General features: G+C 70.3%; 18 protein-coding genes. 13 read left to right on the top strand and 5 right to left on the bottom strand.

Features of this window, described 5'->3' with window-relative positions:
• The first annotated feature begins 8 nt into the window (after positions 1–8).
• The 4 genes from QTI33_RS20320 to QTI33_RS20305 are packed head-to-tail and all read left to right on the top strand — an operon-like array spanning position 9 to position 5,731.
• On the top strand, positions 9–1,538 hold the full coding sequence (locus tag QTI33_RS20320; protein ID WP_286508074.1) for a TolC family protein: 1,530 nt from the start codon (positions 9–11) through the stop codon (positions 1,536–1,538).
• On the top strand, positions 1,519–2,298 hold the full coding sequence (locus QTI33_RS20315; protein WP_286508073.1) for an efflux RND transporter periplasmic adaptor subunit: 780 nt from the start codon (positions 1,519–1,521) through the stop codon (positions 2,296–2,298). Before QTI33_RS20320 ends, QTI33_RS20315 begins: the two co-directional genes overlap by 20 nt.
• Positions 2,295–3,635, top strand: a complete 1,341-nt coding sequence (locus QTI33_RS20310) for an efflux RND transporter periplasmic adaptor subunit (RefSeq protein WP_286508072.1) — start codon at positions 2,295–2,297, stop codon at positions 3,633–3,635. Before QTI33_RS20315 ends, QTI33_RS20310 begins: the two co-directional genes overlap by 4 nt.
• Entirely contained in the window at positions 3,629–5,731 is a 2,103-nt protein-coding gene (locus tag QTI33_RS20305) for a site-2 protease family protein (protein ID WP_286508071.1), read from the top strand. Before QTI33_RS20310 ends, QTI33_RS20305 begins: the two co-directional genes overlap by 7 nt.
• 3 nt (positions 5,732–5,734) lie before the next feature.
• Here the strand turns inward: QTI33_RS20305 and QTI33_RS20300 are convergent, their stop codons facing one another.
• The 4 genes from QTI33_RS20300 to QTI33_RS20285 form a co-directional block, all read right to left on the bottom strand.
• Positions 5,735–6,598, bottom strand: a complete 864-nt coding sequence (locus tag QTI33_RS20300) for a bile acid:sodium symporter family protein (RefSeq protein ID WP_286508070.1) — start codon at positions 6,596–6,598, stop codon at positions 5,735–5,737.
• 427 nt (positions 6,599–7,025) lie between these two features.
• A complete protein-coding gene (locus QTI33_RS20295; protein ID WP_286508069.1) occupies positions 7,026–7,766 on the bottom strand; it encodes a GntR family transcriptional regulator in 741 nt (246 codons plus the stop codon).
• Positions 7,767–7,860: 94 nt separating this feature from the next.
• Complete coding sequence (locus QTI33_RS20290) at positions 7,861–8,622, bottom strand: glutathione S-transferase family protein (RefSeq protein WP_286508068.1); 762 nt, start codon at positions 8,620–8,622, stop codon at positions 7,861–7,863.
• A gap of 20 nt (positions 8,623–8,642) precedes the next feature.
• Positions 8,643–9,623: a quinone oxidoreductase family protein gene (locus QTI33_RS20285; protein ID WP_286508067.1), complete on the bottom strand. Its 981-nt coding sequence runs from the start codon at positions 9,621–9,623 to the stop codon at positions 8,643–8,645.
• A gap of 150 nt (positions 9,624–9,773) precedes the next feature.
• Here QTI33_RS20285 and QTI33_RS20280 point away from each other — a divergent pair, with 150 nt between their 5' ends.
• The 9 genes from QTI33_RS20280 (at position 9,774) to QTI33_RS20240 (ending at position 20,533) form a co-directional block, all read left to right on the top strand.
• Complete coding sequence (locus QTI33_RS20280) at positions 9,774–10,823, top strand: ABC transporter substrate-binding protein (RefSeq protein ID WP_286508066.1); 1,050 nt, start codon at positions 9,774–9,776, stop codon at positions 10,821–10,823.
• 7 nt (positions 10,824–10,830) lie between these two features.
• On the top strand, positions 10,831–12,549 hold the full coding sequence (locus QTI33_RS20275; RefSeq protein WP_286508065.1) for an ABC transporter permease: 1,719 nt from the start codon (positions 10,831–10,833) through the stop codon (positions 12,547–12,549).
• Between the two features lie 12 nt (positions 12,550–12,561).
• Positions 12,562–13,617, top strand: a complete 1,056-nt coding sequence (locus QTI33_RS20270) for an ABC transporter ATP-binding protein (protein WP_286508064.1) — start codon at positions 12,562–12,564, stop codon at positions 13,615–13,617.
• A gap of 31 nt (positions 13,618–13,648) precedes the next feature.
• The gene (locus tag QTI33_RS20265; protein WP_286508063.1) at positions 13,649–15,277 is read left to right on the top strand and encodes a carboxylesterase/lipase family protein; all 1,629 of its coding nucleotides are present in this window, start codon (positions 13,649–13,651) and stop codon (positions 15,275–15,277) included.
• A 54-nt stretch (positions 15,278–15,331) separates the two neighbouring features.
• On the top strand, positions 15,332–16,534 hold the full coding sequence (locus tag QTI33_RS20260) for a CaiB/BaiF CoA transferase family protein (RefSeq protein ID WP_286508062.1): 1,203 nt from the start codon (positions 15,332–15,334) through the stop codon (positions 16,532–16,534).
• Positions 16,531–17,340, top strand: coding sequence for an enoyl-CoA hydratase (locus QTI33_RS20255; protein ID WP_286508061.1), 810 nt, complete (start codon positions 16,531–16,533; stop codon positions 17,338–17,340). Before QTI33_RS20260 ends, QTI33_RS20255 begins: the two co-directional genes overlap by 4 nt.
• A 1-nt stretch (position 17,341) precedes the next feature.
• Positions 17,342–18,088, top strand: a complete 747-nt coding sequence (locus QTI33_RS20250; protein WP_286508060.1) for an enoyl-CoA hydratase/isomerase family protein — start codon at positions 17,342–17,344, stop codon at positions 18,086–18,088.
• A 20-nt stretch (positions 18,089–18,108) separates the two neighbouring features.
• Positions 18,109–19,071, top strand: coding sequence for a Bug family tripartite tricarboxylate transporter substrate binding protein (locus tag QTI33_RS20245; protein WP_286508059.1), 963 nt, complete (start codon positions 18,109–18,111; stop codon positions 19,069–19,071).
• A gap of 103 nt (positions 19,072–19,174) precedes the next feature.
• On the top strand, positions 19,175–20,533 hold the full coding sequence (locus QTI33_RS20240) for an adenylate/guanylate cyclase domain-containing protein (protein ID WP_286508058.1): 1,359 nt from the start codon (positions 19,175–19,177) through the stop codon (positions 20,531–20,533).
• Here QTI33_RS20240 and QTI33_RS20235 read toward each other — a convergent pair.
• Positions 20,520–21,485, bottom strand: coding sequence for a Bug family tripartite tricarboxylate transporter substrate binding protein (locus QTI33_RS20235; protein ID WP_286508057.1), 966 nt, complete (start codon positions 21,483–21,485; stop codon positions 20,520–20,522). The genes QTI33_RS20240 and QTI33_RS20235 overlap by 14 nt on opposite strands.
• Between the last annotated feature and the right edge of the window lies 1 nt (position 21,486).

Raw genomic sequence — 21,486 nt, 5'->3', positions numbered from 1 at the left:
GATCACACATGGCAGGGAATCCACTCAAGCGCCTGACCGCCGCCCTGGTGCCGGTACTGCTGCTGAGCGCCTGCGGCTCGCTCGAGCCGAGCCCCTACACCCAGGAGGAGCTGCGCAAGCGCGTGACCGAGGACAAGGTCCGCATGTACGTCGACCAGGAGCCGGTGACCCTTCCGATCACCTTCTACGAGGCGGCCGCGCGCGCCCTCAAGTACAACCTCGACTACCGCCTGAAGCTGATGGAGGGCGCGCTGGCCTCGAACCTGCGCGATGTCGCCAGCTACGAGATGCTGCCGCGCGTGGTGGCATCGGCCGGCTACGTCAACCGCAGCAACGATTCGGGCGGCACCTCGGTCGGCATCGAGGACGGCCAGGTCAGCCTGCGCGCCTCGACCTCCGAGCAGCGCGAGCGCGATCTCTATGGCCTGGGCCTGAGCTGGAGCCTGCTCGACTTCGGCGTCGCCTACTACCGCACGCAGCAGAAGTCCGACCAGATCCTGATGGCGAACGAGCGCCGCCGCAAGGTCGCGCAGAACGTGCTGCAGGACGTGCGCAACGCCTACTGGCGCGCGCTCGGTGCGCAGCGCCTGCTGCCGCAGGTCGACGGCCTGCTGGAGCGCACCCACAAGGCACTCGCGGCGGCCCGCGAGGCCGAGACCCAGGGCCTGCTGCCGCGCCAGGACATCCTGGCCTACCAGCGCGCGCTGCTCGACTCGGTGTACCTGCTGACGGTGCGGCGCCAGGACCTGGAGTTCTCGCAGGCCGAACTCGTCGCGCTGATGTCGCTGCCCCCCGGCACCCGCATGGTGCTGGCTGACATGCCCGAGCCGCCGATGACCGAGGTCACGCGCAACGTCGATCGCCTCGAGCAGCTGTCGCTCGAGAACCGGCCCGAGATCATGGAGGAGTGGTACCGCATGCGGGTCGACGACTACGACCTGAAGATCGCCAAGGCCCTGCTGTGGCCCAACGTGAGCCTCAATGTGGGCTACCAGTACGACTCCAACATCTTCCTCTACAACAACTCCTGGAACGCGATCGGCCTGCAGGTCTCGTTCAACCTGCTGAAGCTGGCGCAGCTGCCCTCGCTCAATGCCGCGCAGCAGAGCCAGAACCAGACCGCGGAGGCGCGGCGCACCGCGCTGTCGATGGCGGTGCTGACGCAGGTGCGGGTCGGCTACCTGCGCTACCAGCTGGCGCGCCAGGAGGTGGCCTTCGCCGACGAAAGCCTGCGGGTCGACCAGCGGCTGCTCGAGTATGCGCAGTCCGCGCGCAGCGCCTCGGTCGGCACCGAGCTGGAGCTGATCCGCGCCGAAGGCCGCATGCTGCTGTCGCGCTACCAGCGGGAGGCCGCCTACTCGAACGCCCAGGCGGCGCAGGGCCGGCTCTACAACTCGATCGGCTTCGACGTGCTGCCCGAGGCCATCGACAAGAACGACGTGCGCACGCTGGCGGCGGAGATCGAACGCACGATCAACGGCCAGCGCGGCCTGCTGGCCAGCAACGAGGACAAGACTGATGCCGCCGCCAAGCCTTGATCGCGCCTTGCGGGCGCTGCTGGCCGCCGCCGCGCTCGGGGCGTGGCCCACCGGCTGGGCCGCCGATGCACGCAACGCGTCCGGCCCGGCGGACGACCCGGGCGCGATCCGCGTGCTGCTGGTGGCGCGCACCGAGACCACGCTGTCGAGCCAGATGAACGGCACCATTGGCGAGCTGCAGGCCGAGCTGGGCCAGAAGGTGGCGAAGAATGCCCTGCTCGCCCAGTTCATCTGCACCGAGACGCAGGCGCGTGCCAAGGTGGCCGGCGCGGAGCTCAACATGGCGCGCCAGAACCTCGATGCCAAGCGCAACCTGCAAAAGCTCAACGCCGCCGGCGACCTCGAAGTGCTGATGGCGACCACCGAGGTCGAGAAGACCGAGGGCGCCCTGACCCTGGCGCGCACGCAGACCGGCTACTGCCAGGTGCGCGCACCCTTCGGCGGCCGCATCGCCAAGGTGCTCGCGAAGCCGCACCAGACCGTGAGCGCCGGCACGCCGATGTTCGAGCTGGTGAGCGACGGGCCGCTCAAGGTGCGGCTCAACGTGCCCTCGAAGCTGCTTGCGCGTCTCAAGCCCGGCACGCCGCTCACGGTCGGCATCGACGAAACCGGCAAGAGCTATGCGGCGCAGGTCAGCGCGATCAACGCCCGGGTCGACGCGGTGGCGCAGACCGTCGAGCTGGAGGCGCGCCTCGACGCCGAGCATCCCGAACTGATTCCGGGCATGAGCGGCATCGCCCGCTTCACGACTGGCCCGTGACCGAACCCTCGGCGCACCTCCAGTGGCTGGCCAGCCTGAGCGCGCTGCGCGATCGCGCACTGGCGGCGCCGACGCTGGAGGCACTCGGGTTCTCGATGGCCAACGACCTGCATCCGCTGCTGCGCTTCCGCCAGGCGTTGGTGCTGGCGCAGCAGGGCGACCGCTTGTCGCTGCTGTGCGTCTCGGGCCTGGCCCGGCCGACCGAGGACTCGCCCTACCTGGTCTGGCTGAAACGCGCCGGCCGCTGGCTGTCGACGCAGTTGCCGGACGGCCAGCCGCGCTGGCTGGCGCGCGACGCCCTGGCGCTGCCCGACGACATCGCCGAAGGCTGGGCCGAATGGTGGCCCGCGGGTCTCTGGTGCATCCCGATGCACGACCGCGAAGGCCATCGGCTGGGGCTGCTGGTCTTCCTGCTCGACCAGCCGCCGGCCGAACAGCTGCGCGGGCTGCTGCAGGGCGTCTGGCAGACCTGGGCGCACTGCTGGGCCGCGTTCGCGGCGCGGCGGCGGCTGCCGCGCTGGCGGCCGAGCCGCAGCCAATGGCTGATCGGGCTGGCCGTGCTGGCGGCCCTGCTGCTGCTGCCGGTCAGCCAGACCACGCTGGCGCCGGCCGAGGTGGTGTCGATGAACGCCCAGGTCGTGAGTTCGCCGATCGACGGCGTGATCCAGCGCATGCAGGTGCGGCCCAACCAGGCGGTCGACGTGGGCACGCCGCTGTTCCTGCTCGACGAGACCACGCTGCGCAATCGCGCCGACGTGCTCGGCAAGGAAGTCGCGGTGGCCGACGCCGAGCTGCAGGCCGCCAGCCAGCGCGCCTTCGACAATCCGCAGAGCAAGAACGAGCTGACCCTGCTGGGCGCCCAGGCGCGGCAGCGCCGGGCCGAGCTGGCGGCGGTCGAGGCGCAGCTCAAGCGCACCCAGGTGCTGTCGCCGCGGGCCGGGGTGGCGGTCTTCAGCGACCCGGACGACTGGCTCGGCAAGCCGGTGGTGACCGGCGAGCGCATCCTGCACGTGGCCGACCCGACGCAGCCCGGCATGCGCGTGCAGCTGCCGGTCGCCGACGCCATCGCGATCGAGCCCGGCGCCCCCGTGACGCTGTTCCTCACCGCCCACCCGCTCGACCCCCTGCACGGCCGCATCCTCGAGACCAGCTACCAGGCCAGGACCAGCGACGAAGGCGTGGCCTCGTACCGCCTGCTGGCCAGCATCGAGGGCACGCCGGCCCACGCGCGGCTCGGCCTGCATGGCACGGCCAAGCTGCAGGGCGAGCGCGTGGTGCTGGGCTACTACCTGCTGCGCCGGCCGCTGGCTGCGCTGCGCGCCTGGACCGGATGGTGAACGACGACGCCGCCGACCGGCCGACCCCGCCGCTGCGCGAGGACCTGCGGCTGCGCGAGGCCGCGCCGGGCCTGCGCGGCGATCCGGCCTGGGTGATCCAGGACACCGTGCTCAATCGCTTCTACCGGATCGGCTGGCTCGAGTTCGAATGCCTGCTGCGCTGGGAGCAGTCGCCGCGCCAGATCAGCCGCCAGATCGCGGCCCAGACGGCGCTCCGGCCGGAGGTGGGGCAGGTGCTCGACTTCCGTCGCTTTCTCGAGCAGAACCAGCTGCTGCGACCCGGCCCCGAAGGCATCGCGCGGCTGCAGAACGGCAGCCCGTCGCGGCGCTGGACCAGCTGGCGCTGGTGGCTGCACCACTACCTGTTCTTCCGCATTCCGCTGCTGCGTCCGCAGCGGCTGCTGGGCCGCGTCGCGGGCCATCTCGACTGGCTGTTCCATCCGTTCATGGCCTGGGCCGTGATCCTGCTGAGCCTGGCCGGCATCGTGATGGTGCTGCACCAGTGGGACAGCTTCGCGAGCGCGGTGGTGGAATCCTTCACGACCGAAGGACTGCTGAGTTTTGCGCTGGCGCTGATCGTCGCCAAGACGCTCCACGAGCTCGGGCATGCGCTGGTGGCGACGCGGCTCGGCCTGCGCGTGGCCCACATGGGCGTGGCTTTCGTCGTCATGTGGCCGATGCTCTACACCGACACCGGCGAAAGCTGGAAGCTGCCGAGCGCGCGCCAGCGGCTGGCGATCGCCTCGGCCGGCATCCTCACCGAGCTCGGGCTCGCCGGCCTGGCGACGCTGGGCTGGGCGCTCTCGGACCCGGGGCCGCTGCGCAATGCGCTGCTGTACCTCGCGACCACCAGCTGGGTGTTGTCGCTGGCGCTCAATGCCAGCCCCTTCATGCGCTTCGACGGCTACTTCATCCTGTCGGACCTGCTGGACTTGCCGAACCTGCACGAGCGCTCCTCGGCCCTGGCCCGGGTCGCGCTGCGACGCACGCTGCTGGGCCTGCCCGAGCCCTGGCCGGAGGATTTCGCGCCGCCGCGCCGGCGGCTATTGGTGGCCTTCGCGATGCTCACCTGGCTCTATCGCCTGGTGGTCTTCCTCGGCATCGCGGTGGCGGTCTACCTGTTCTTCTTCAAGGCGCTCGGGATCCTCCTGTTCGCAGTCGAGATCGCGTGGTTCATCGCGATGCCGGTGTGGCGCGAACTCAGGCACTGGTGGGCGCGGCGCAGGGAAGTGGTGCCCGGGCGCCGGCTGCTGCTCGGCGCCGTGCTGCTCGGCCTGCTGCTGCTGCTGGCCGTGCCCTGGCGCACGCAGGTCCATGCCGTCGGGCTGGCGCGCGCCGAAATGCAGATGCGCGTCTTTGCGCCCTACCCGGCCCTGCTGCAGCAGGTCCGCCCCGCGGGCCCGGTGCGGGCGGGCGAGACGCTGGCCGTGCTCGACGAGCCGGACATCATGGCCCGCTCGCAGGCCAACGAGGCCAGCATCCGCGGCTACCAGGAACGCCTGGCCGGACTGATCGCCGACCCTTCCGGCCTCGAGCGGCAGGCCGGCATCCGCCAGCGGCTCGGCGTGCAGGTCGAGCAGGCGCGCGCGGCCCGCGCCGAGATGGCGCGGCTGCAGTTGCAGGCGCCGTTCGCGGGCCAGTGGCTGGACCTCGATCCCGAGCGGCGCGGCGGCCAGTGGATCGGCAGCCGCGAACTGATCGGCGTGCTGGTCGATCCGTCGCGCTGGCAGGTCGATGCCTATGTGCGGCAGGACGAGGTGCAGCGCCTGGCGCCGGGGGGCAGGCTGCGCTTCTACCCCGAAGGGCAGCCCACGCCGATCGAGGGCCGCGTGATCGACGTCGGCAGCACCCGCATCAACCAGCTCGAGCACGCGGCGCTGGCGTCGCGCTTCGGCGGGCCGCTCGGCGTCGCGCCGCACGGCGAGGCGCTGGTGCCGACGCCGGCGCTGTTCCATGTGCTGGTGCAGCTCGAAGCGCCACCGCCGGCCTTGCGCGAAACCCGGGGCCACCTGCAGATCGAGGCCGCGCGGCGCAGCCTGCTGGGCGAGGGACTGACCCGCGTGTTCGCGGTGCTGCTGCGCGAGAGCGGGTTCTGAAGCTCAGGCAGGGGCCGGCGAGCCGATGCGCTTGCGCTGCCAGGTCACGTAGACCATCGACACCACCACGTTCACCAGCAGGTAGAGCAGGATCGCCGCCGTCACGCCGGGCTCGTTCGGAAAGTTGATGGTCGCCAGCGCCAGCGCGATGCCCGGATGGCGCGACGCGGTCGACAGCGCGAGCACCACGCGATCCTTCGCGTCGGGCCCGCCCAGCCAGTGGCCGGCGGCCAGCCCGGCGACGATGAAGCCGACCAGCGCCACGATGGTGCCGTTGCCGAACAGCGCCAGGATCGCGTGCCGGCTGGCGAACACGATCAGCAGCGCGACGACGGCCAGCAGGACGGTGCCGATGATGGCGGCCGGGCGGGCGATGCGGGCGGCCACCCGCGGCAGCAGGGCCTGTACCCCCATGCCGGCAGCCAGCGGCAGCAGCACCGCCTTCAGGATCACCAGCGCGATGGCGCCGAGGGGCATCTCGAACTGGCGGCCGAAGGCTTGCGCCATTAGCATCACGCCGAGCGGCGTGACCAGGACCGACAGCACCCCCATCGTCACCAGCAGGCCCAGGCCGTAGGACTGCCGTCCTCCGGCCTTGCCCTCCTTCTTCATCAACAAGGGCGGCACCGGCGACAGCGACAGCGCCACCAGTGCCACCTCGATCTCGCGCCGCAGGTCGAAGGCCAGGTCGAGCGCGATGGCCAGCAGCGGCATGACCAGGAACATCGCCACGAAGGAACGCAGGAAGCACAGGGGACGGCGCACCACGTACAGCACGTCGTCGAGGGTGGCGTCCAGGCCGTAGCCGAAGACGGTGATCACGATGCTCGCCTGCGCGGCGAGCATGATCATTTCCTGAATGGTCATGGCGGTGGCTGATGAATCGGTCCGCGCGTCGCGATCGGCGCCTTCCCAGAATACGAGCGGCACCGAATTCCGGCTACTGTCCTTTGGTGCAGTCGGCACCACGCAGGGGCAGAATGCGCAGGGAAGCTGCCGCTGTCCGCTAGGATGGGAAGGCCGCTCGTCCCGTCGCCCGCCGTCCACGCGTCGCTCCAGCGCCTCGAAGATGTCCTCGCCACATCACCGAGGACCAACGGGCGACCCAGATCATCCGCCGGCTGGACGCGCTCTTCCGGCGCGGAGAGACGAGATTCGTGCGGTTGGATCTCAATGCGCTGATGGGCGCACGGTCGCCATCGGTCGCGCAGTGCAGGGCGGGCCGTCGACCTGCGGGAAGCGCCCAGGGCTTTGTCCGGTTTGCCAGTCGCGCCCCGGCGCTGGTCGGCAGCTGCTAGGCCTTCTCGACCGCCCGCCGCCGGCCGGCCGGCGGCGCGGCTGGCGCTTCGGGCTTCCGGGGTGCGGCCAGCGCCCTGCCGGCCGGCATGCTCGCGATGGCGTCGGCATAGACATTGCCGCCGCTCGAGATGTGGCCGGTCATCGCTCGGTAGGCCGCGTCCTCATCGCCGGCCACGATGGCCTCCAGGAGGGTCTGGTGCTCGGCGAGCGAGTTGCGGATGCGGTTGGGGCGGTCGAACAGGGCCCGCTGCGGATGCCGCATGCGCAGGCGCATCGAGCGCAGCTGCCGCGCCAGCACTTCGTTGAGGCTGCCGTCGTAGATGATCTCGTGGAAGACCCGATTGGCCTGGCCGTAGGCCTCGGCGTCGTCCTGGGCCGCGGCCCGCTGGCAGGCGCCATGGGCTTCCTGCAGCTGCTTGCGCTGCGCCGCCGGCATGCGCCGCGCGGCCAGCCGCGCCGCCAGGCCCTCGAGTTCCATGAGGATCTCGAGCATCGCGATGTATTCGGGCAGCGACAGCGTCGCGACCACCGCGCCCTGGCGCGGCAGCGTGGTGACCAGACCCGCCGACATCAGTTGCAGGATCGCCTCGCGCGCCGGCGTGCGAGAGACCGCGAAGCGGTCCATCAGTTCCTGCTCGTCGATGCGCGAACCGGCGTCGAGCTTGCCTGAGACGATCTCGGCCTCGAGGGCTTCGCGGATCTTGTCGCTCAGGTTGATGCGGGGGGAACTGGCCATGGGGGACTCCTGCCACTATCTTAATCGCGCCGGACACGCAGCAAGGCCGTCCGAATACGCAAGAAGGCCGGTTGAATATGCATGCACATGCATCCTAGGCACCGGCCGCGCTTTCTCTCTGCCGCGCCCGCAGCGCGTCGTCGAAGCGGTCGAAGCGCGCCTCGGCGAAGGCCGGGCGCTGCCGCACCGCGGCCCACCAGGCATGCACGCGCGGATGCAGGTCGGCGCCCAGCGCCTGCGGCGCGATCTCGTCGATGCGCGCGATGAAGGGCACCGCCGCGATGTCGGCGAGCGAATAGCGATCGCCGACCAGCCAGTTCGATGCGGCCAGCATCTGCTCCATCTTGTCGACCAGCTGCAGCAGCTTGCCGAGTGCCGCCGCCTTCTCTTCCTCGGTATACGGCTGGCGCGCGATCCGGGTCCAGGCCTCGCGGCGCTCGGCCGTGGGGATGCGGGCCAGCTTCTCCTGCAGCTGGGCATCGCTCCACTGGCTGGCGCCGGGCTGCAGTGCGATGCTCCAGTTCAGGATCAGCAGGTTGGGCAGCGACTTCTCGTCGGTCCAGCGCACGAAGTTGCGCATCACGGCGCGCTCGTAGGGGTCCGAGGGGCGCAGCGGCGGCTGCGGATGAAGCTCGTCCAGGTACTCGCAGATGGTCGAGCTCTCGTAGAGCGAGCGGCCCGGGCCGATCAGCAGCGCCGGCACCACGCCATTGGGGTTCATCGCCAGGAACCCGGGCGCGTGATGCTCCTGCCGGCTCATGTCGATCGGAATGCTTTCATAAGGCAGCGCTTTTTCCGCGAGGCAGAGCCGCACGCGGCGCGAGGCGCTGGAAAGCCATCCGTGGAAGAGTTTCATGGGTCGGTTGCCGATGGGTTTCAGGGAACGAGCACGGGCGCGCCGGTGGTCAGCCGGCCTTCGAGCTCCCGATGGGCGCGCTGGACGTCGGCCAGCGCGTAGCGGTGCTTGACCTCCAGCCGGACGGCGCCGGACTGCACCGCCTCGAACAGCGCCGCGGCCGAGCGGCGCAGGTCCGCGGGGTCGGCGATGAAGCTGCGCAGCGTGGGTCTGGACACGCTGAGCGAGCGCGCGTGAAGCAACTGCAGGTCGAAGCCCTCGACGTCGCCGGAGGCAGTGCCGTAGTTGATCGCCATGCCGAGCGTCTTCAGGCAGCCGAGCGAGGGCACGAAGACGTCCTTGCCCACGGCGTCGTAGACCACGGCGACGCCCGCGCCTGCGGTCAGCTCCAGGGTCCGGGCGACGAAGTCCTCGCGCCGGTAGTCGATCACGTGATGGCAGCCGTGGGCCTGCGCCACGGCCACCTTTTCCTCGGAGCCAACCGTGCCGATCACGGTGGCGCCGAGCGCGCGCGCCCATTGGGAGAGGATCACGCCCATGCCGCCGGCGGCCGCATGGACCAGCACCGCGTCGCCCGGCTTCACCACGTAGAGCCGGCGCAGCAGGTACTCGGCCGTGAGGCCGCGCAGCAGGCTGGCGCCGGCCACTTCCTGCGAGAAGCCCTCGGGCAGCGGGATCACGCGCGAGGCATGCACGTTGCGGATCGCCTGGTAGGCGCCGGGCTGGAAGTACGCCACCGGCTGGCCCACGCGCAGCAGGTCGACGCCCTCCCCCAGCGCCTGCACCACGCCCGCGCCTTGCGAGCCGAGCGTGATCGGGAAGGGCTCGCCACCGTGCGGGCCGTGCGCGCCCTTGCGCTGGTAGATGTCGGCGAAGTTGAGACCGATCGCGGTCTGGCGGATCTGCACTTCGCCGGGCGCCGGCGGCCCGAGTTCGACCTGGACGCGTTCGAGGACGCCCGGGTCACCGTGCCTGTGGATATGGATCGCGGTGCTTTGCATGCGTGGGATGAAGGGTGGAAGGCCTGCGCATTCTAGGTTTGCGGCGTACTTCGATGAAGTTCATCCGTATACAGATAAACCCTATTTGCATTTTTTGTCGAGCCATCAATACACTCGCGGCCTGTCAAATTCCAAGCACCGGAGACCCCAATGAGCCTCAGCAGAAGACAGTTCGGCAGCTTCGCCGCCGCCCTGGCGGCCGCGCCCTGGGCCGGCGCGCAGCAGCCGGCACCGGCGAATCTCGCCGCCCTGCACGAGGCCGCGAAGAAGGAAGGCGAGCTGACCTGGTACATCGTGTTCCTGCCCTCCGAGGATGCGGAGAACATGGCCCGCGCCTTCACGGCCCGCTATCCGGGCATCAAGGTGAACGTGGTGCGCACCACCGCCCAGGTCGCATTCCAGCGCCTCAACCAGGACCTGAAGGCCGGCACCGCCAACTGCGATGTCTTCTCCTCCACCGACATCGGCCACTACGTGGATCTCAAGTCGCGCAAGCTGCTGACCCGCTACACGCCTTCATCGGCGGCGCTGATGGACAGCCGGCTGCAGAACATCGACCCCGACGGCTACTACCACGTGGCCAGCGTCGCGATGGTCGGGCTGATCTACAACACGAACAAGGTCAAGCCCGCGGAGGCGCCCACCAGCTGGGCCGACCTGGTCGATCCCAAGTGGCGCGGCCTGGCGTCGGTCGGCCACCCGGGCTTCAGCGGCTTCGTCGGCGCCTGGGGGATCGAGATGCGCAAGCTCTACGGCGACGGCTGGTTCAAGAAGCTGGCCGACAACAAGCCGCAGGTCGGCCGCTCGATCATCGACACGGTCACCACGGTCAATTCGGGCGAGCGCTCGATCTCGGCGGGACCGATCAACCTCGCGGCCCTGATGGCGTCGAAGGGCAATCCGCTGGCGGTCGTGGCGCCCAGGGAAGGCACCTCGCTGATGCTCTCGCCCTCGGCCATCATGGCCAACGCACCGCATCCCAACGCCTCCAGGCTGTTCATGGAATGGCTGCTGGTCAGCGAGGACACCGAGCGCATCGCGCGCGAGCTGTACGGCATCCCCAAGCGCGCCGGCGCCAAGTCGCTGCCGGGCGTGCTCGGCCTCGGCGACGTCAAGACGGTGCTGCGTCCGACCGCCAAGGAGTCGGTCGAGCAGCTGCCGCAGGTCATCGAGCTCTGGAAGGACGCCTTCGGTGTCTGAAACGAGGATGACTGCCGCGCTCGCCGCCTCGCCGGCCGGCATCCGCGTGCCGAGCCGGCTGGCCGACCCCTCGCTCTGGCTCTTCGGCGGCCTGGTCCTGCTGCTCGTCGGGCTGGTCGCCAATCCCATCCTGCGGCTGGTCTGGGAAAGCTTCCATGCGGCCGACGGGTCGCTGTCGCTCGCCAGCTATGCCGCGGCGCTGGGGCGTGGGCGGCACCTGCAGGCGCTGCTCAACTCGCTCTACCTGGGCCTGGCCGTGACGGCGCTGGCGCTCGCGCTCGGGGTGCCGCTGGCGCTGGCGGTCTCGCGCACCAACATGCCCGGGCGCGGCTTCACGCATGTGAGCGTGCTGGCCGCCTTCGTGATGCCGAACTTCCTGGGCGCCATCGCCTGGATCCTGCTGGCCGGGCCCAACGCCGGCTGGCTCAACCGGCTCTGGGCCGAGGCGCTGGGCGTGGACAAGGGGCCCTTCAACATCTTCAGCTTCTGGGGCCTGGCCTTCGTGATCGCGCTCTACACCTACCCGCTGATCTACGTCTTCACCAAGTCGGCGCTCGACCTGGTGTCGACCGAACTGGAAGACGCGGCGGCGATCCACGGCGCCGGCAAGTTCCGCACCCTGGCCCGCGTGACGCTGCCGCTGGTCATGCCCTCGATCGTCGGCGCCGCGATCCTGATCTTCCTCGAGTCGGTCGCGCTCTACGGCACGCCCGCGCTGATCGCCATTCCCGCCGGCATCAACCTGGCGACCACGCAGCTGGTGTCCTTCTTCGAGTACCCGCTGAAGGTCGAGCAGGCGGCCGCCTTCTCGATGCCGATCCTGGCGCTGACGGTGCTGATGCTCTACCTGCAGCGCCGCCTGCTCGCGCGCAAGGGCTTCGTCTCGGTGTCGGGCAAGGGCGGCGAGCGCCGGCCCTTCGACATCGGCGCCTGGAAGTGGCTGCTGCTGGGCTACTCGGTGCTGGTGTCGGTGCTGACCGTCGTGATGCCGATGATCATCCTGGTGCTGGCTTCGCTGTCGAAGGCCTGGGGCCGCGGCATCGGCGCCGGCAACCTCACGCTCGCCAATTTCCACAACATCTTCTTCGAGCAGCTCACGGTGCGCTCGGCGCTGCTGAACACCGTGAGCTATTCCGCCGCGACCGCCCTGGTGTGCGTCGCGATGGGGGTCTGCGTGGCCTACGCCACGCAGCGACGGATCACGCCCTTCCCGACGCTGATCCAGTTCCTCGCGCTGGCGCCGGTGGCGGTGCCCGGGCTGATCCTGGCGATCGGCCTCTATGCCGCCTATGCCGGGCCGCCCTTCTCGCTCTACGGCACCGGCGCGCTGATCGTGGTCGCCTTCACCACCCGCTTCCTGCCGATCGCGGTGACGGCCAGCGCGGCCTCGATCCGATCGCTCAACCCCGAGCTCGAGGAAGCGGTGCGCATCCTGGGCGGCGGTCGCCTCACGGTGCTGGGCCGGGTGGTGGTGCCGCTGCTCAAGAAGTCGCTGGTGGGGGTCTTCATCCTGGTCTTCGTCATCTGCACCAAGGAACTGTCGACCGCCGTCTTCCTCACCGGACCGGCCTCGCGCGTGGTCTCGGTGCTCACGCTCGACCTCAGCGAGCAGGGCAACTACGAAAGCCTCGCCGCGATGGGCGTGGTGCTGGTGGTCATCGTCACGCTGGTGGTCGGCATCGGCATGCGCATCGCGGGCCGCGACTTCATGCTGCGCCGCGCCTGAAAGGCAATTCCCATGTCCAAACTCGAACTCAAGAACGTGCGCAAGCAGTACGGCGCGGTGCCGGTGGTCGAAGACCTGAGCCTGCAGCTGCGCAAGGGCGAGCTGGTCACCCTGCTGGGCCCCTCGGGCTGCGGCAAGACGACCACCCTGCGCATGATCGCCGGCTTCATCGAGCTCAGCGCGGGATCGATCGCGATCGACGGCCAGCAGATTTCGGGCGCCGGTCGCACCGTGCCGCCCGAGCACCGCGGCATGTCGATGATCTTCCAGAGCTACGCCATCTGGCCCAACATGACGGTGGCCGAGAACGTGGGCTTCGGCCTGAACGTGCGGCGCGTGGCGGCCGACGAATGCCGGCGCCGCGTGGCCGAGATCCTCGACGTGGTCAAGCTCGGCGCGCTGGCGCAGCGCTACCCGGCCGAGCTCTCGGGCGGCCAGCAGCAGCGCGTGGCGCTCGCGCGCGCGATGGTGGTCAGGCCCGAAGTGCTGCTGCTCGACGAGCCGCTGTCGAACCTCGACGCCAACCTGCGCGAGGAGATGGCCGGCGAGATCCGCCGCCTGCACGACGAGTTCCATTTCACGACGGTCTACGTCACGCACGACCAGACCGAGGCGATGACGATCTCGGACCGCATCGCGGTCATCCACCAGGGGCGCCTGGAGCAGATCGACACGCCGTGGAACCTCTACAACCGGCCGCGCACCCCCTTCGTCGCCGGCTTCATCGGCCAGACCAACCTGGTCGAAGCCCAGCTGCACGACGGGCGCATCGCGCTGCGCGGACTGGCAGGCACCCTGCCGGTCGAAGGCGCCTCGTCGTCGGCCGCCGCCCGCGTGTCGATCCGGCCGCAGTCGCTGTTCCTGGGCCCGGCGGGCAGCGGCGCGCTGCCGATGGGCGCGGTGTCGGTGCTGGCCCGGACCTACCTGGGCGAGTACTGGGACTACCTGGTGCGTCCGGCCGGCGGCGGCGACGAACTGAAGGTCCATGCACCGCCGTCGAGCGTGCTCGACATCGGCCACGAATCGCTGCTCTCGATCGACCCGCGCGGCGTGGCGCTCGTGAGCTGAAGAACAAACCCACAGGACGGAGACCGCAACCATGCAGAAAGACCCCCATGCCATTCGCCGCCGCAGCCTTCTGGGCGCCGCCGCGGCCACCGGCGCCCTGTGGTGCGCCCAGGGCGCCCGCGCCATGACCGAGAACGAGATATTCCCGATCGTCGAGACCTCCAACGGCCGCCTGCGCGGACTGATGTCGGGCGGCATCGCGGTGTTCAAGGGCGTGCATTACGGCGCCGATACCGCGGGCGCGAACCGCTTCATGCCGCCCGCGCCGGTGGTGCGCTGGGCCGGCGTGCGCGACGCCACGGCCTACGGCAACTACGCGCCGCAGCTGCCGGCCGACCGGCGGCGCGCCTACGCCGACCTCATCATGTACGACCTGCAGCCCGGCGGCATGGGCGAGGACTGCCTGGTGATGAACATCTGGACGCCTTCGGCCTCGCCCTCGTCCGGCGCCAGGCGGCCGGTCATGGTCCACCTGCACGGCGGCGGCTACTACGCGGGCTCGGGCAATTCGCCCCAGTTCGACGGCGAGATGCTGGCGCGCTTCGGCGATGCGGTGGTGGTCACGCTCAACCACCGTCTGGGATCCTTCGGCTTCCTCGACCTGTCGGAGCTCGGCGGCAGCGACGCCGCCCGCTCCGGCACGGTGGGCATGCTCGACATCGTGGCGGCGCTGGGCTGGATCCAGCAGAACATCGCGGCCTTCGGGGGCGACCCGCAGCGCGTGCTGGTGTTCGGCCAGTCGGGCGGCGGCCTGAAGACCAGCGTGCTGATGGCGATGCCTTCGGCGCGCGGACTGTTCCACCGCGCGGGCGTGATGAGCGGCTCGGCCCTGCGCGTGACCACGCAGGACGCCTCGCGCCAGGCGGCGAGCGAATTCGTCGCTGCGCTCGGCCTCGGCAAGGACCCCCTGCGCCAGCTGCAGGCCCTGCCGATGCAGACCCTGCTGGCCGCGCAAGTGACCCTGGAGAACGCCGACCGCGCCAAGGGCGAGGCGCCGCGCGCCTTCTCGCCGGTGCTCGACGGCAGCGCCATCGCGCGCCATCCCTTCGATCCCGATGCCCCGGCCCTGTCGGCCGAAGTGCCGATGATCGTGAGCACGGTGCTCGACGAGCGCGCTTACCGCATGGTCAATTTCGACCTCGACGAGGCGGGCCTGCTCAAGTTCGCGCAGGCGCGCGTGGGCGCGGACGGCCGCCAGCTGGTCGCGATGTACCGCGACGAGGACCCCGCGGCTTCGCCCTACGTGCTGCAGGCGCGGATCGACACCGACATGACCTTTCGCCGCACCGCGCAGGTGCAGGCGGCGCGCAAGGCCGCGGCCGGTGCGGCGCCGGCCTACAGCTACCTCTGGAAGATCCCGAGCCCGGCCTACGGCGGGCGCTACGGCGCGCCGCACGGCACCGACATCGGCCCCAGCCTGCACGACATCCGCCACGGCCTGAACGGGCCGAGCGCCGAGAGCGTGCGCCTGGCCGACCAGCTGGCCGGCGCCTGGGTCGCGTTCGCGGCCAGCGGCGACCCGAACAACGCCCGCACGCCGCGCTGGGCGCCCTACACGGCCGGGCAGCGCAGCACGCTGGTCTTCGAGGGCGACAGCAGCCGCACGCGCACGCAGGACGACCCGCGCAAGTCCTTTCGTGCGTACTGGGCGGCGCACTGACGTGCGGGGCGCTCCGCCCCTCTCCTTTCTCTTCACTTTTCTCCCAAGGCTTCCATGTCGACTTCCGCGCCTTCGCCGCTCCCGCTCTCGGGCTTCAAGGTCCTCGACCTGACCATCGCGCGGGCCGGCCCGACCGCCGTGCGCCTGCTGGCCGACTGGGGCGCCGACGTGACGCGGGTCGAGCCGCCCGCGCGCAAGGACCGGGGCTCCGTCACGGGCCGCCGACGCGGCCCGGACGAGCAGAACCTGCACCGCAACAAGCGCAGCCTCTGCCTGGACCTCAAGACGCCGCAAGGCGCCCGGGTGCTGCGCCGCCTGATCGAGCGCAGCGACGTGGTGGCCGAGAATTTCCGCTCGGACGTCAAGACGCGCCTGGGCCTGGGCTACGAGCAGTTGAAGGAACTCAACCCGCGGATCATCCTCGCGAGCATCTCGGGCTTCGGCCAGGACGGCCCCTACAGCGACCGCCCGGGCGTGGACCAGATCGTGCAAGGGATGTCGGGCCTGAGCTCGGTGACCGGCGAGCCCGGGCGCGGCGCCGTGCGCACCGGCATCGCGATCTCCGACACCACTGCGGGCATGTTCCTGGGCCAGGGCATCCTGCTGGCGCTGCTGCACCGCGAGCGCAGCGGCGAAGGCCAATGGGTCCATACCTCGCTGATCGAGGGCATGCTGAACAAGCTCGACTTCCAGGGCGCACGCTACACGGTGGCTGGCGACATCCCGGTGCAGGAAGGCAACGCGCATCCGACCCAGGTGCCGATGAGCACCTTCGACGCCAGCGACGGCCAGGTCAACATCTGCGCCAGCACGCAGTACATGTGGGCCGGCTTCTGCGAGGCGCTGGGCGCGCACGCGCTGCATCAGGACGCGGACTACCAGAGCTTCGAGTCGCGGGTGGCGCATCGGCGCCAGCTCGACGCCGCGGTCAACGAAGTGACGCGCCGGTTCACGGTCGCGGAACTGGTCGCGAAGCTGAATCCGGCCGGCGTGCCCTGCGGTCCGGTCTACAACATCGGCCAGGCCTTCGAGGACCTGCAGGTCAAGCACCTGCGCATGACGCGCCCGGCCAAGCACCCGGTGCTCGGCGAAGTCAACCTGATCCGCTCGCCGATCAATCTGTCGGCCTTTCCGCATCCCGAGTATTTTCATCATGCAGCGCCCGACCCCGGCGAGCAGACCGACGCCCTGCTGGCCGAGCTGGGCTACGGCGCCGACGAGATCTCGGCGATGAAGAGCGAAGGAGCGGTCGAGTGAGCGCCCGGTCGCTGCCCCTGGCGACGGCCAGGATCATCGCTGCGGTAGAGGACGGCGTGGGCTGGATCACCTTCAACAACCCCGAGCGACGCAATGCGATGTCGCTCGAGATGTGGCAGGGCCTGGGCGATGCCGCCGAGGCCTTCCAGCAGGACGCCGAGGTGCGCGTGGTGGTGATGCGCGGGGCGGGCGGCAAGTCCTTCGCGGCCGGCGCCGACATCTCCGAGTTCGAGCAGCACCGCGCCAACGCCGAGCAGAAGAAGAGCTATGGCGAGATCGCGGCGCGCGCCCATGCCGGCCTCTCGCGGCTCGGCAAGCCGCTGATCGCGATGATCGAAGGCTTCTGCATCGGCGGCGGACTGGCGCTGGCCCTGGGCGCGGACCTGCGCTTCGCGAGCACGAACGCCAGCTTCGGCATCCCGGCCGCCAAACTCGGCCTGGGCTACGACTACGACGGCCTCGCGGCGCTCGCGCGCGTGGTGGGCCCGTCGGCGGCCAAGGACATGCTCTTCAGCGCCCGCTTCCTCGCCGCCGACGAGGCGCTGCGCATCGGCCTGGTCAACTTCACGGTCGATGCCGCGGACCTGGAAGAACGGGTGCGCGCCTACGCCGCGTCCGTGGCGGCCAACGCCCCGTTGACCGTGCTCGCCGCCAAGTCCGCGGTGCGCCTCTTCGAGCAATACTCGGCGGCCGCGGACGCGCGCGAGGTGGCCGCGGCGGTCGACCGCTGCTTCGACAGCGAAGACTACAAGGAAGGCCGCCGCGCCTTCCTCGAGAAGCGCAAGCCCCAATTCCATGGACGCTGACATGAGCACCCCCGAACTTTCAGTGAGCGGCGCCGTCGCTACCATCACGCTGCGCCGCCCCGAACAGGCCAACCGCCTGAGCCCGGAGGACCTCGCGACCCTGGCCGCGCACATCGCCACGCTCAACGCCACGCCCGAGGTGCTGGTGCTGCAGCTTCGCGGCGAAGGCAAGTACTTCTGCAGCGGCTACGACATCTCGCGCATCGGCGCGGCACGCTCGGTGAACTTCGAGGAGGTGGTCGATGCCCTCGAAGACGCCCGGCCGGTGACCATCGCGCTGGTCCACGGCGGTGTGTACGGCGGCGCCACCGACTTCGCGCTGGCCTGCGACTTCCGGCTCGGCGTGCCCGGCGCCGACATGTTCATGCCGGCCGCGCGGCTGGGCCTGCACTTCTACCAGCGCGGACTCGAAAGGTACGTGAGCCGGCTGGGCCTGGACAACGCGAAGCGGCTGTTCCTGACCGCCGAGAAGATCGGCGCCGAGGAAATGAAGGCCATCGGCTTCCTCACGCAACTGGTGCAGGCCGGCGAGCTGGAGGCGGCCGCGGCGCGTCTCGCGGCCACCTGTGCCGGCATGGCGCCGATCGCCCTGCTGGGCATGAAGCGCCACCTCAACCGCATCGGCCGCGGCGTGCTGAACGTGGCCGAACTGCAGGACGACATGCGGCGCGCGATCGACTCCGACGACCTGCGCGAAGGCCAGGCCGCGTGGTCCGAGAAGCGCGCGCCGCGATTCACGGGCCGATAGGGCCCGCACCAGGAGACAAGATGACGACCAAGATCCTTCTCGCCGCGCTGGCGGCCCTCGCCTGCATGGCCGGCGCGCAGGCCCAGACCTATCCGAGCAAGCCGATCCGCCTCGTCATCGGCTACTCGCCGGCCGGCGCGGCCGATTTCATCGCGCGCATCGTGGCCGACGCCATGGGCAAGGAACTCGGGCAGCCGATCCTGGTCGACAACAAGCCCGGCGCCGGCAGCACGCTCGCCTCGACGCTGCTGTGGCGCGCGCCGGCCGACGGCTACACGCTGGGGCTGGCGACCGGCACGCTCTACGGCATCGACCAGCATCTCTACAAGGTGAAGTACACGGCGGCCGACTTCACGCCGATCACGCTGCTGACCATCTCGCCGCTGGTGCTGGCGGTCAACCCGAAGCTGGGCGTCAACAGCCTCGGCGAACTGGTCGCCAAGGTCAGGGCCAACCCCGGCAAGCTCAACTATTCGTCCTCCGGCATCGGCGGCTCGCCGCACCTGGCGGCCACGTCCTTCGAAAGGGCGATCGGCGCGCCCATGGCCCACATCCCGTTCAAGGGCGGCGCGCCGGCCTTGCAGGCGGTCGCGGCGGGCGACGTCGACCTGTCCTTCGGCACGGCCGCCTCGGTGCTGCCGCTGGGCAAGCAGGAGGTGGTGAAGATGCTCGGCGTGACCACCGCCCAGCCCTCTGCGGTGGCGCCCGGCATGCCGACCCTGGCGTCGCAGGGCCTGCCCGGCTTCGACTTCACGTTCTGGTTCGGCCTGTTCGGGCCGGCCAACCTGCCCCGGGACGTGAGCGAGAAGCTGTTCGCCGCCGCCACCCGGGCGCTGGCCGATCCCCAGGTGCAGGAGAAGCTGCTGGGCACCGGCAACGAAGCCGCGCCCTCGGCCTCGCCGGCCGACTTCCACCGCTGGGCCACGGCCAGCGGCCGGGTCCAGCTCGAGCGGATCAGGGAGGCGAACGTCAAGGTCGACTAACGGCCTTCGCAGGCCGCCCCGGCCGTCGTGCAGGGTCGCGCGACGCTTCGATTTATGGCAAGCTTCAAAGCGCCGGAAGATCGGCGCTTTCAGCGCAACCTCCATGCTGCCCACGACCCAATACGCGAAGAGCGGTGGCGTCAACATCGCCTACCAGACGGTCGGCAACGGTCCACGCGACCTGGTGCTGGTGCCGGGGTGGGTCTCGAACCTCGATGTCTTCTGGGAAGAGCCGGTGCTGGCGCGGATGTTCGCGCGGCTGGCCTCGTTCTCCCGGCTGATCCTGTTCGACAAGCGGGGGACGGGCCTGTCGGACCGCGTCAACAACATGCCCAGCCTCGAGGTTCGCATGGACGACGTGCGCGCCGTGATGGACGCCGTCGGCTCTGAGCGCGCGGCGCTGTTCGGCTACTCGGAGGGCGGCGCGATGTGCGCGCTGTTCGCCGCCACCTACCCGGCGCGCGCGACGGCGCTCATCATGGGCGGCGCTTTCGCGAGGCGCACCAGGGCGCCCGACTACCCCTGGGGCCCGACGAGGGAGCAGTCGCTCGCCTTTGCCGACGAGGTGGAACGTGCCTGGGGCGGCGACGTCGGCATGGAGGCACGCTGGCCGAGCCAGGTCCGCGACGAGCGATGCCGTCAATGGTGGGGGCGCTGGCTGCGCTCCAGTGCGAGCCCGGCGGCCGCGGCCACGCTGTTGCGCATGAACATGGAGATCGACATCCGCCATGTGCTGTCCGCCGTGCGCGTGCCCACGCTGCTCTTGCACAGCCGAAACGATCGCGTCATCGATTTCGGCGCCAGCCAGTACATGCACGAGCGCATCGCGGGCGCGAAGCTGGTCGAGTTGAACGGCATCGACCACGTGCCGTGGGGCTGCGACAGCGACGTCATCCTCGACGAGATCGAGGAGTTCCTCACCGGGACTCGACTCGGCGCCGAACCCGACCGGCTGCTGGTCACCGTCATGTTCACCGACATCGTGAAGGCGACCGAACGCGCCGCCGTCCTCGGCGATCGCAGCTGGCACGACCTGCTCGAGAGTCACCACGCATTGGTTCGGCGCGAGCTGGAGCACTTTCGGGGCCGCGAGATCGACACCGCGGGCGACGGCTTCCTCGCCACCTTCGACGGGCCGGCGCGCGCGGTGCGCTGCGCCTGCGCCATCTCGCGCGAGGTGCGCGCGCTGGGGCTCGAGATCCGTGCCGGGCTGCACACCGGGGAATGCGAAGTGATGGGCGGCAAGGTGGCGGGCATCGCCGTGCATACCGGCGCGCGCGTGGCGACCCATGCGCAGACCGGTGAAGTGCTGGTGTCGAGCACCGTCAGGGACCTGGTGGCCGGCTCCGGACTGGCGTTTCAGGACCGGGGAATGCAGCGCCTGAAGGGGATTCCCGGCGAGTGGCGGTTGTTTGCCGTCGAACAACAGGGCAGCGCTGCGGCGTCCCTCAGTCTCCCTTGATGCCCTGCGCGCGGATCAACTCCGCCCAGCGCGTGTATTCGCTGCGGATCAGGCGGCCGAGCACCTCGGGCGGGCCGCCCGCCGGGGTGATGCCCATCGCGACCAGCCTGTCGCGCACCGCCGGTTGATGCAGCGCGTTGTCGAAGGCGGTATTGAGCCGCCGGATCGCCGGCTCGGGCGTGCCCGCCGGGGCCGCGAAGGCGTACCACGGCTCGATGACGAAGCCGGCAAAGCCCAGTTCTTCCATCGTCGGGACGTCCGGCAGGTTGGCCGAGCGTGTCTTGCCCGTCACCGCCAGCGCGCGCACCTTGCCCTGCTTGATGAAGGGCAGGATGGAAGGCTCGTTGTCGAAGAACACCGGGACCTGGCCGCCGATGAGGTCGGTGATGGCCGGCCCCGATCCCTTGTACGGCACATGCGTCATCTCGATGCCCGCCATCTTCTTGAGCAACTCGGCGGCGAGGTGGTTGGACGCGCCCACGCCCGAAGACGCGTAGGCCAGGGGCTTGCGCCTGGCCTGGTCGATCAGGTCCTTCACGCTGAGGATGCCCGCATCGTTGTTGACCGTGAGCACATTGATCGACGAGCCCAGCAGGATCACCGGCGCCATGTCCTTCTGCAGGTCGTAGCCGACGTTCTTGTACAGGCTCGGATTGATGGCGCAGCTGCCGATGCTGCACTGGACCAGCGTGTAGCCGTCGGCCGGCGCCTTCAGCGCCGACGCCGTTCCCACGCTGCCGGCGGCGCCGGCGCGGTTGTCGACGATGACCGGCTGGCCCAGCTCCGCCGCCACCGCGTTGGCCAGCAGGCGCCCGACCACGTCCGCGCTGCCACCGGGCGGAACCGGGATGACCAGTTTCACCGGGTGGGCTGGATAGGGCTGTGCGGCGACCGCCCAGCTCGCGGCGGCGACGAGGCCGAACAGGACGGCGGCGAACCATTGGCGTCCCATG

Source organism: Variovorax davisae, assembly GCF_030316845.1.
Classification (GTDB): Bacteria; Pseudomonadota; Gammaproteobacteria; order Burkholderiales; family Burkholderiaceae_C; genus Variovorax; species Variovorax davisae.
The sequence above is the reverse complement of the archived record's forward strand: the minus strand, read 5'-3'. Positions and strand labels throughout refer to the sequence as shown.

Coding starts and splice junctions, on each gene's coding strand:
- QTI33_RS20250 (WP_286508060.1), top strand. CDS start 17,342: ATGAGCACCCCCGAACTTTCAGTGAGCGGCGCCGTCGCTACCATCACG.
- QTI33_RS20300 (WP_286508070.1), bottom strand. CDS start 6,598: ATGACCATTCAGGAAATGATCATGCTCGCCGCGCAGGCGAGCATCGTG.
- QTI33_RS20235 (WP_286508057.1), bottom strand. CDS start 21,485: ATGGGACGCCAATGGTTCGCCGCCGTCCTGTTCGGCCTCGTCGCCGCC.
- QTI33_RS20260 (WP_286508062.1), top strand. CDS start 15,332: ATGTCGACTTCCGCGCCTTCGCCGCTCCCGCTCTCGGGCTTCAAGGTC.
- QTI33_RS20280 (WP_286508066.1), top strand. CDS start 9,774: ATGAGCCTCAGCAGAAGACAGTTCGGCAGCTTCGCCGCCGCCCTGGCG.
- QTI33_RS20305 (WP_286508071.1), top strand. CDS start 3,629: ATGGTGAACGACGACGCCGCCGACCGGCCGACCCCGCCGCTGCGCGAG.
- QTI33_RS20265 (WP_286508063.1), top strand. CDS start 13,649: ATGCAGAAAGACCCCCATGCCATTCGCCGCCGCAGCCTTCTGGGCGCC.
- QTI33_RS20270 (WP_286508064.1), top strand. CDS start 12,562: ATGTCCAAACTCGAACTCAAGAACGTGCGCAAGCAGTACGGCGCGGTG.
- QTI33_RS20290 (WP_286508068.1), bottom strand. CDS start 8,622: ATGAAACTCTTCCACGGATGGCTTTCCAGCGCCTCGCGCCGCGTGCGG.
- QTI33_RS20295 (WP_286508069.1), bottom strand. CDS start 7,766: ATGGCCAGTTCCCCCCGCATCAACCTGAGCGACAAGATCCGCGAAGCC.
- QTI33_RS20245 (WP_286508059.1), top strand. CDS start 18,109: ATGACGACCAAGATCCTTCTCGCCGCGCTGGCGGCCCTCGCCTGCATG.
- QTI33_RS20285 (WP_286508067.1), bottom strand. CDS start 9,623: ATGCAAAGCACCGCGATCCATATCCACAGGCACGGTGACCCGGGCGTC.
- QTI33_RS20320 (WP_286508074.1), top strand. CDS start 9: ATGGCAGGGAATCCACTCAAGCGCCTGACCGCCGCCCTGGTGCCGGTA.
- QTI33_RS20275 (WP_286508065.1), top strand. CDS start 10,831: ATGACTGCCGCGCTCGCCGCCTCGCCGGCCGGCATCCGCGTGCCGAGC.
- QTI33_RS20315 (WP_286508073.1), top strand. CDS start 1,519: ATGCCGCCGCCAAGCCTTGATCGCGCCTTGCGGGCGCTGCTGGCCGCC.
- QTI33_RS20240 (WP_286508058.1), top strand. CDS start 19,175: ATGCTGCCCACGACCCAATACGCGAAGAGCGGTGGCGTCAACATCGCC.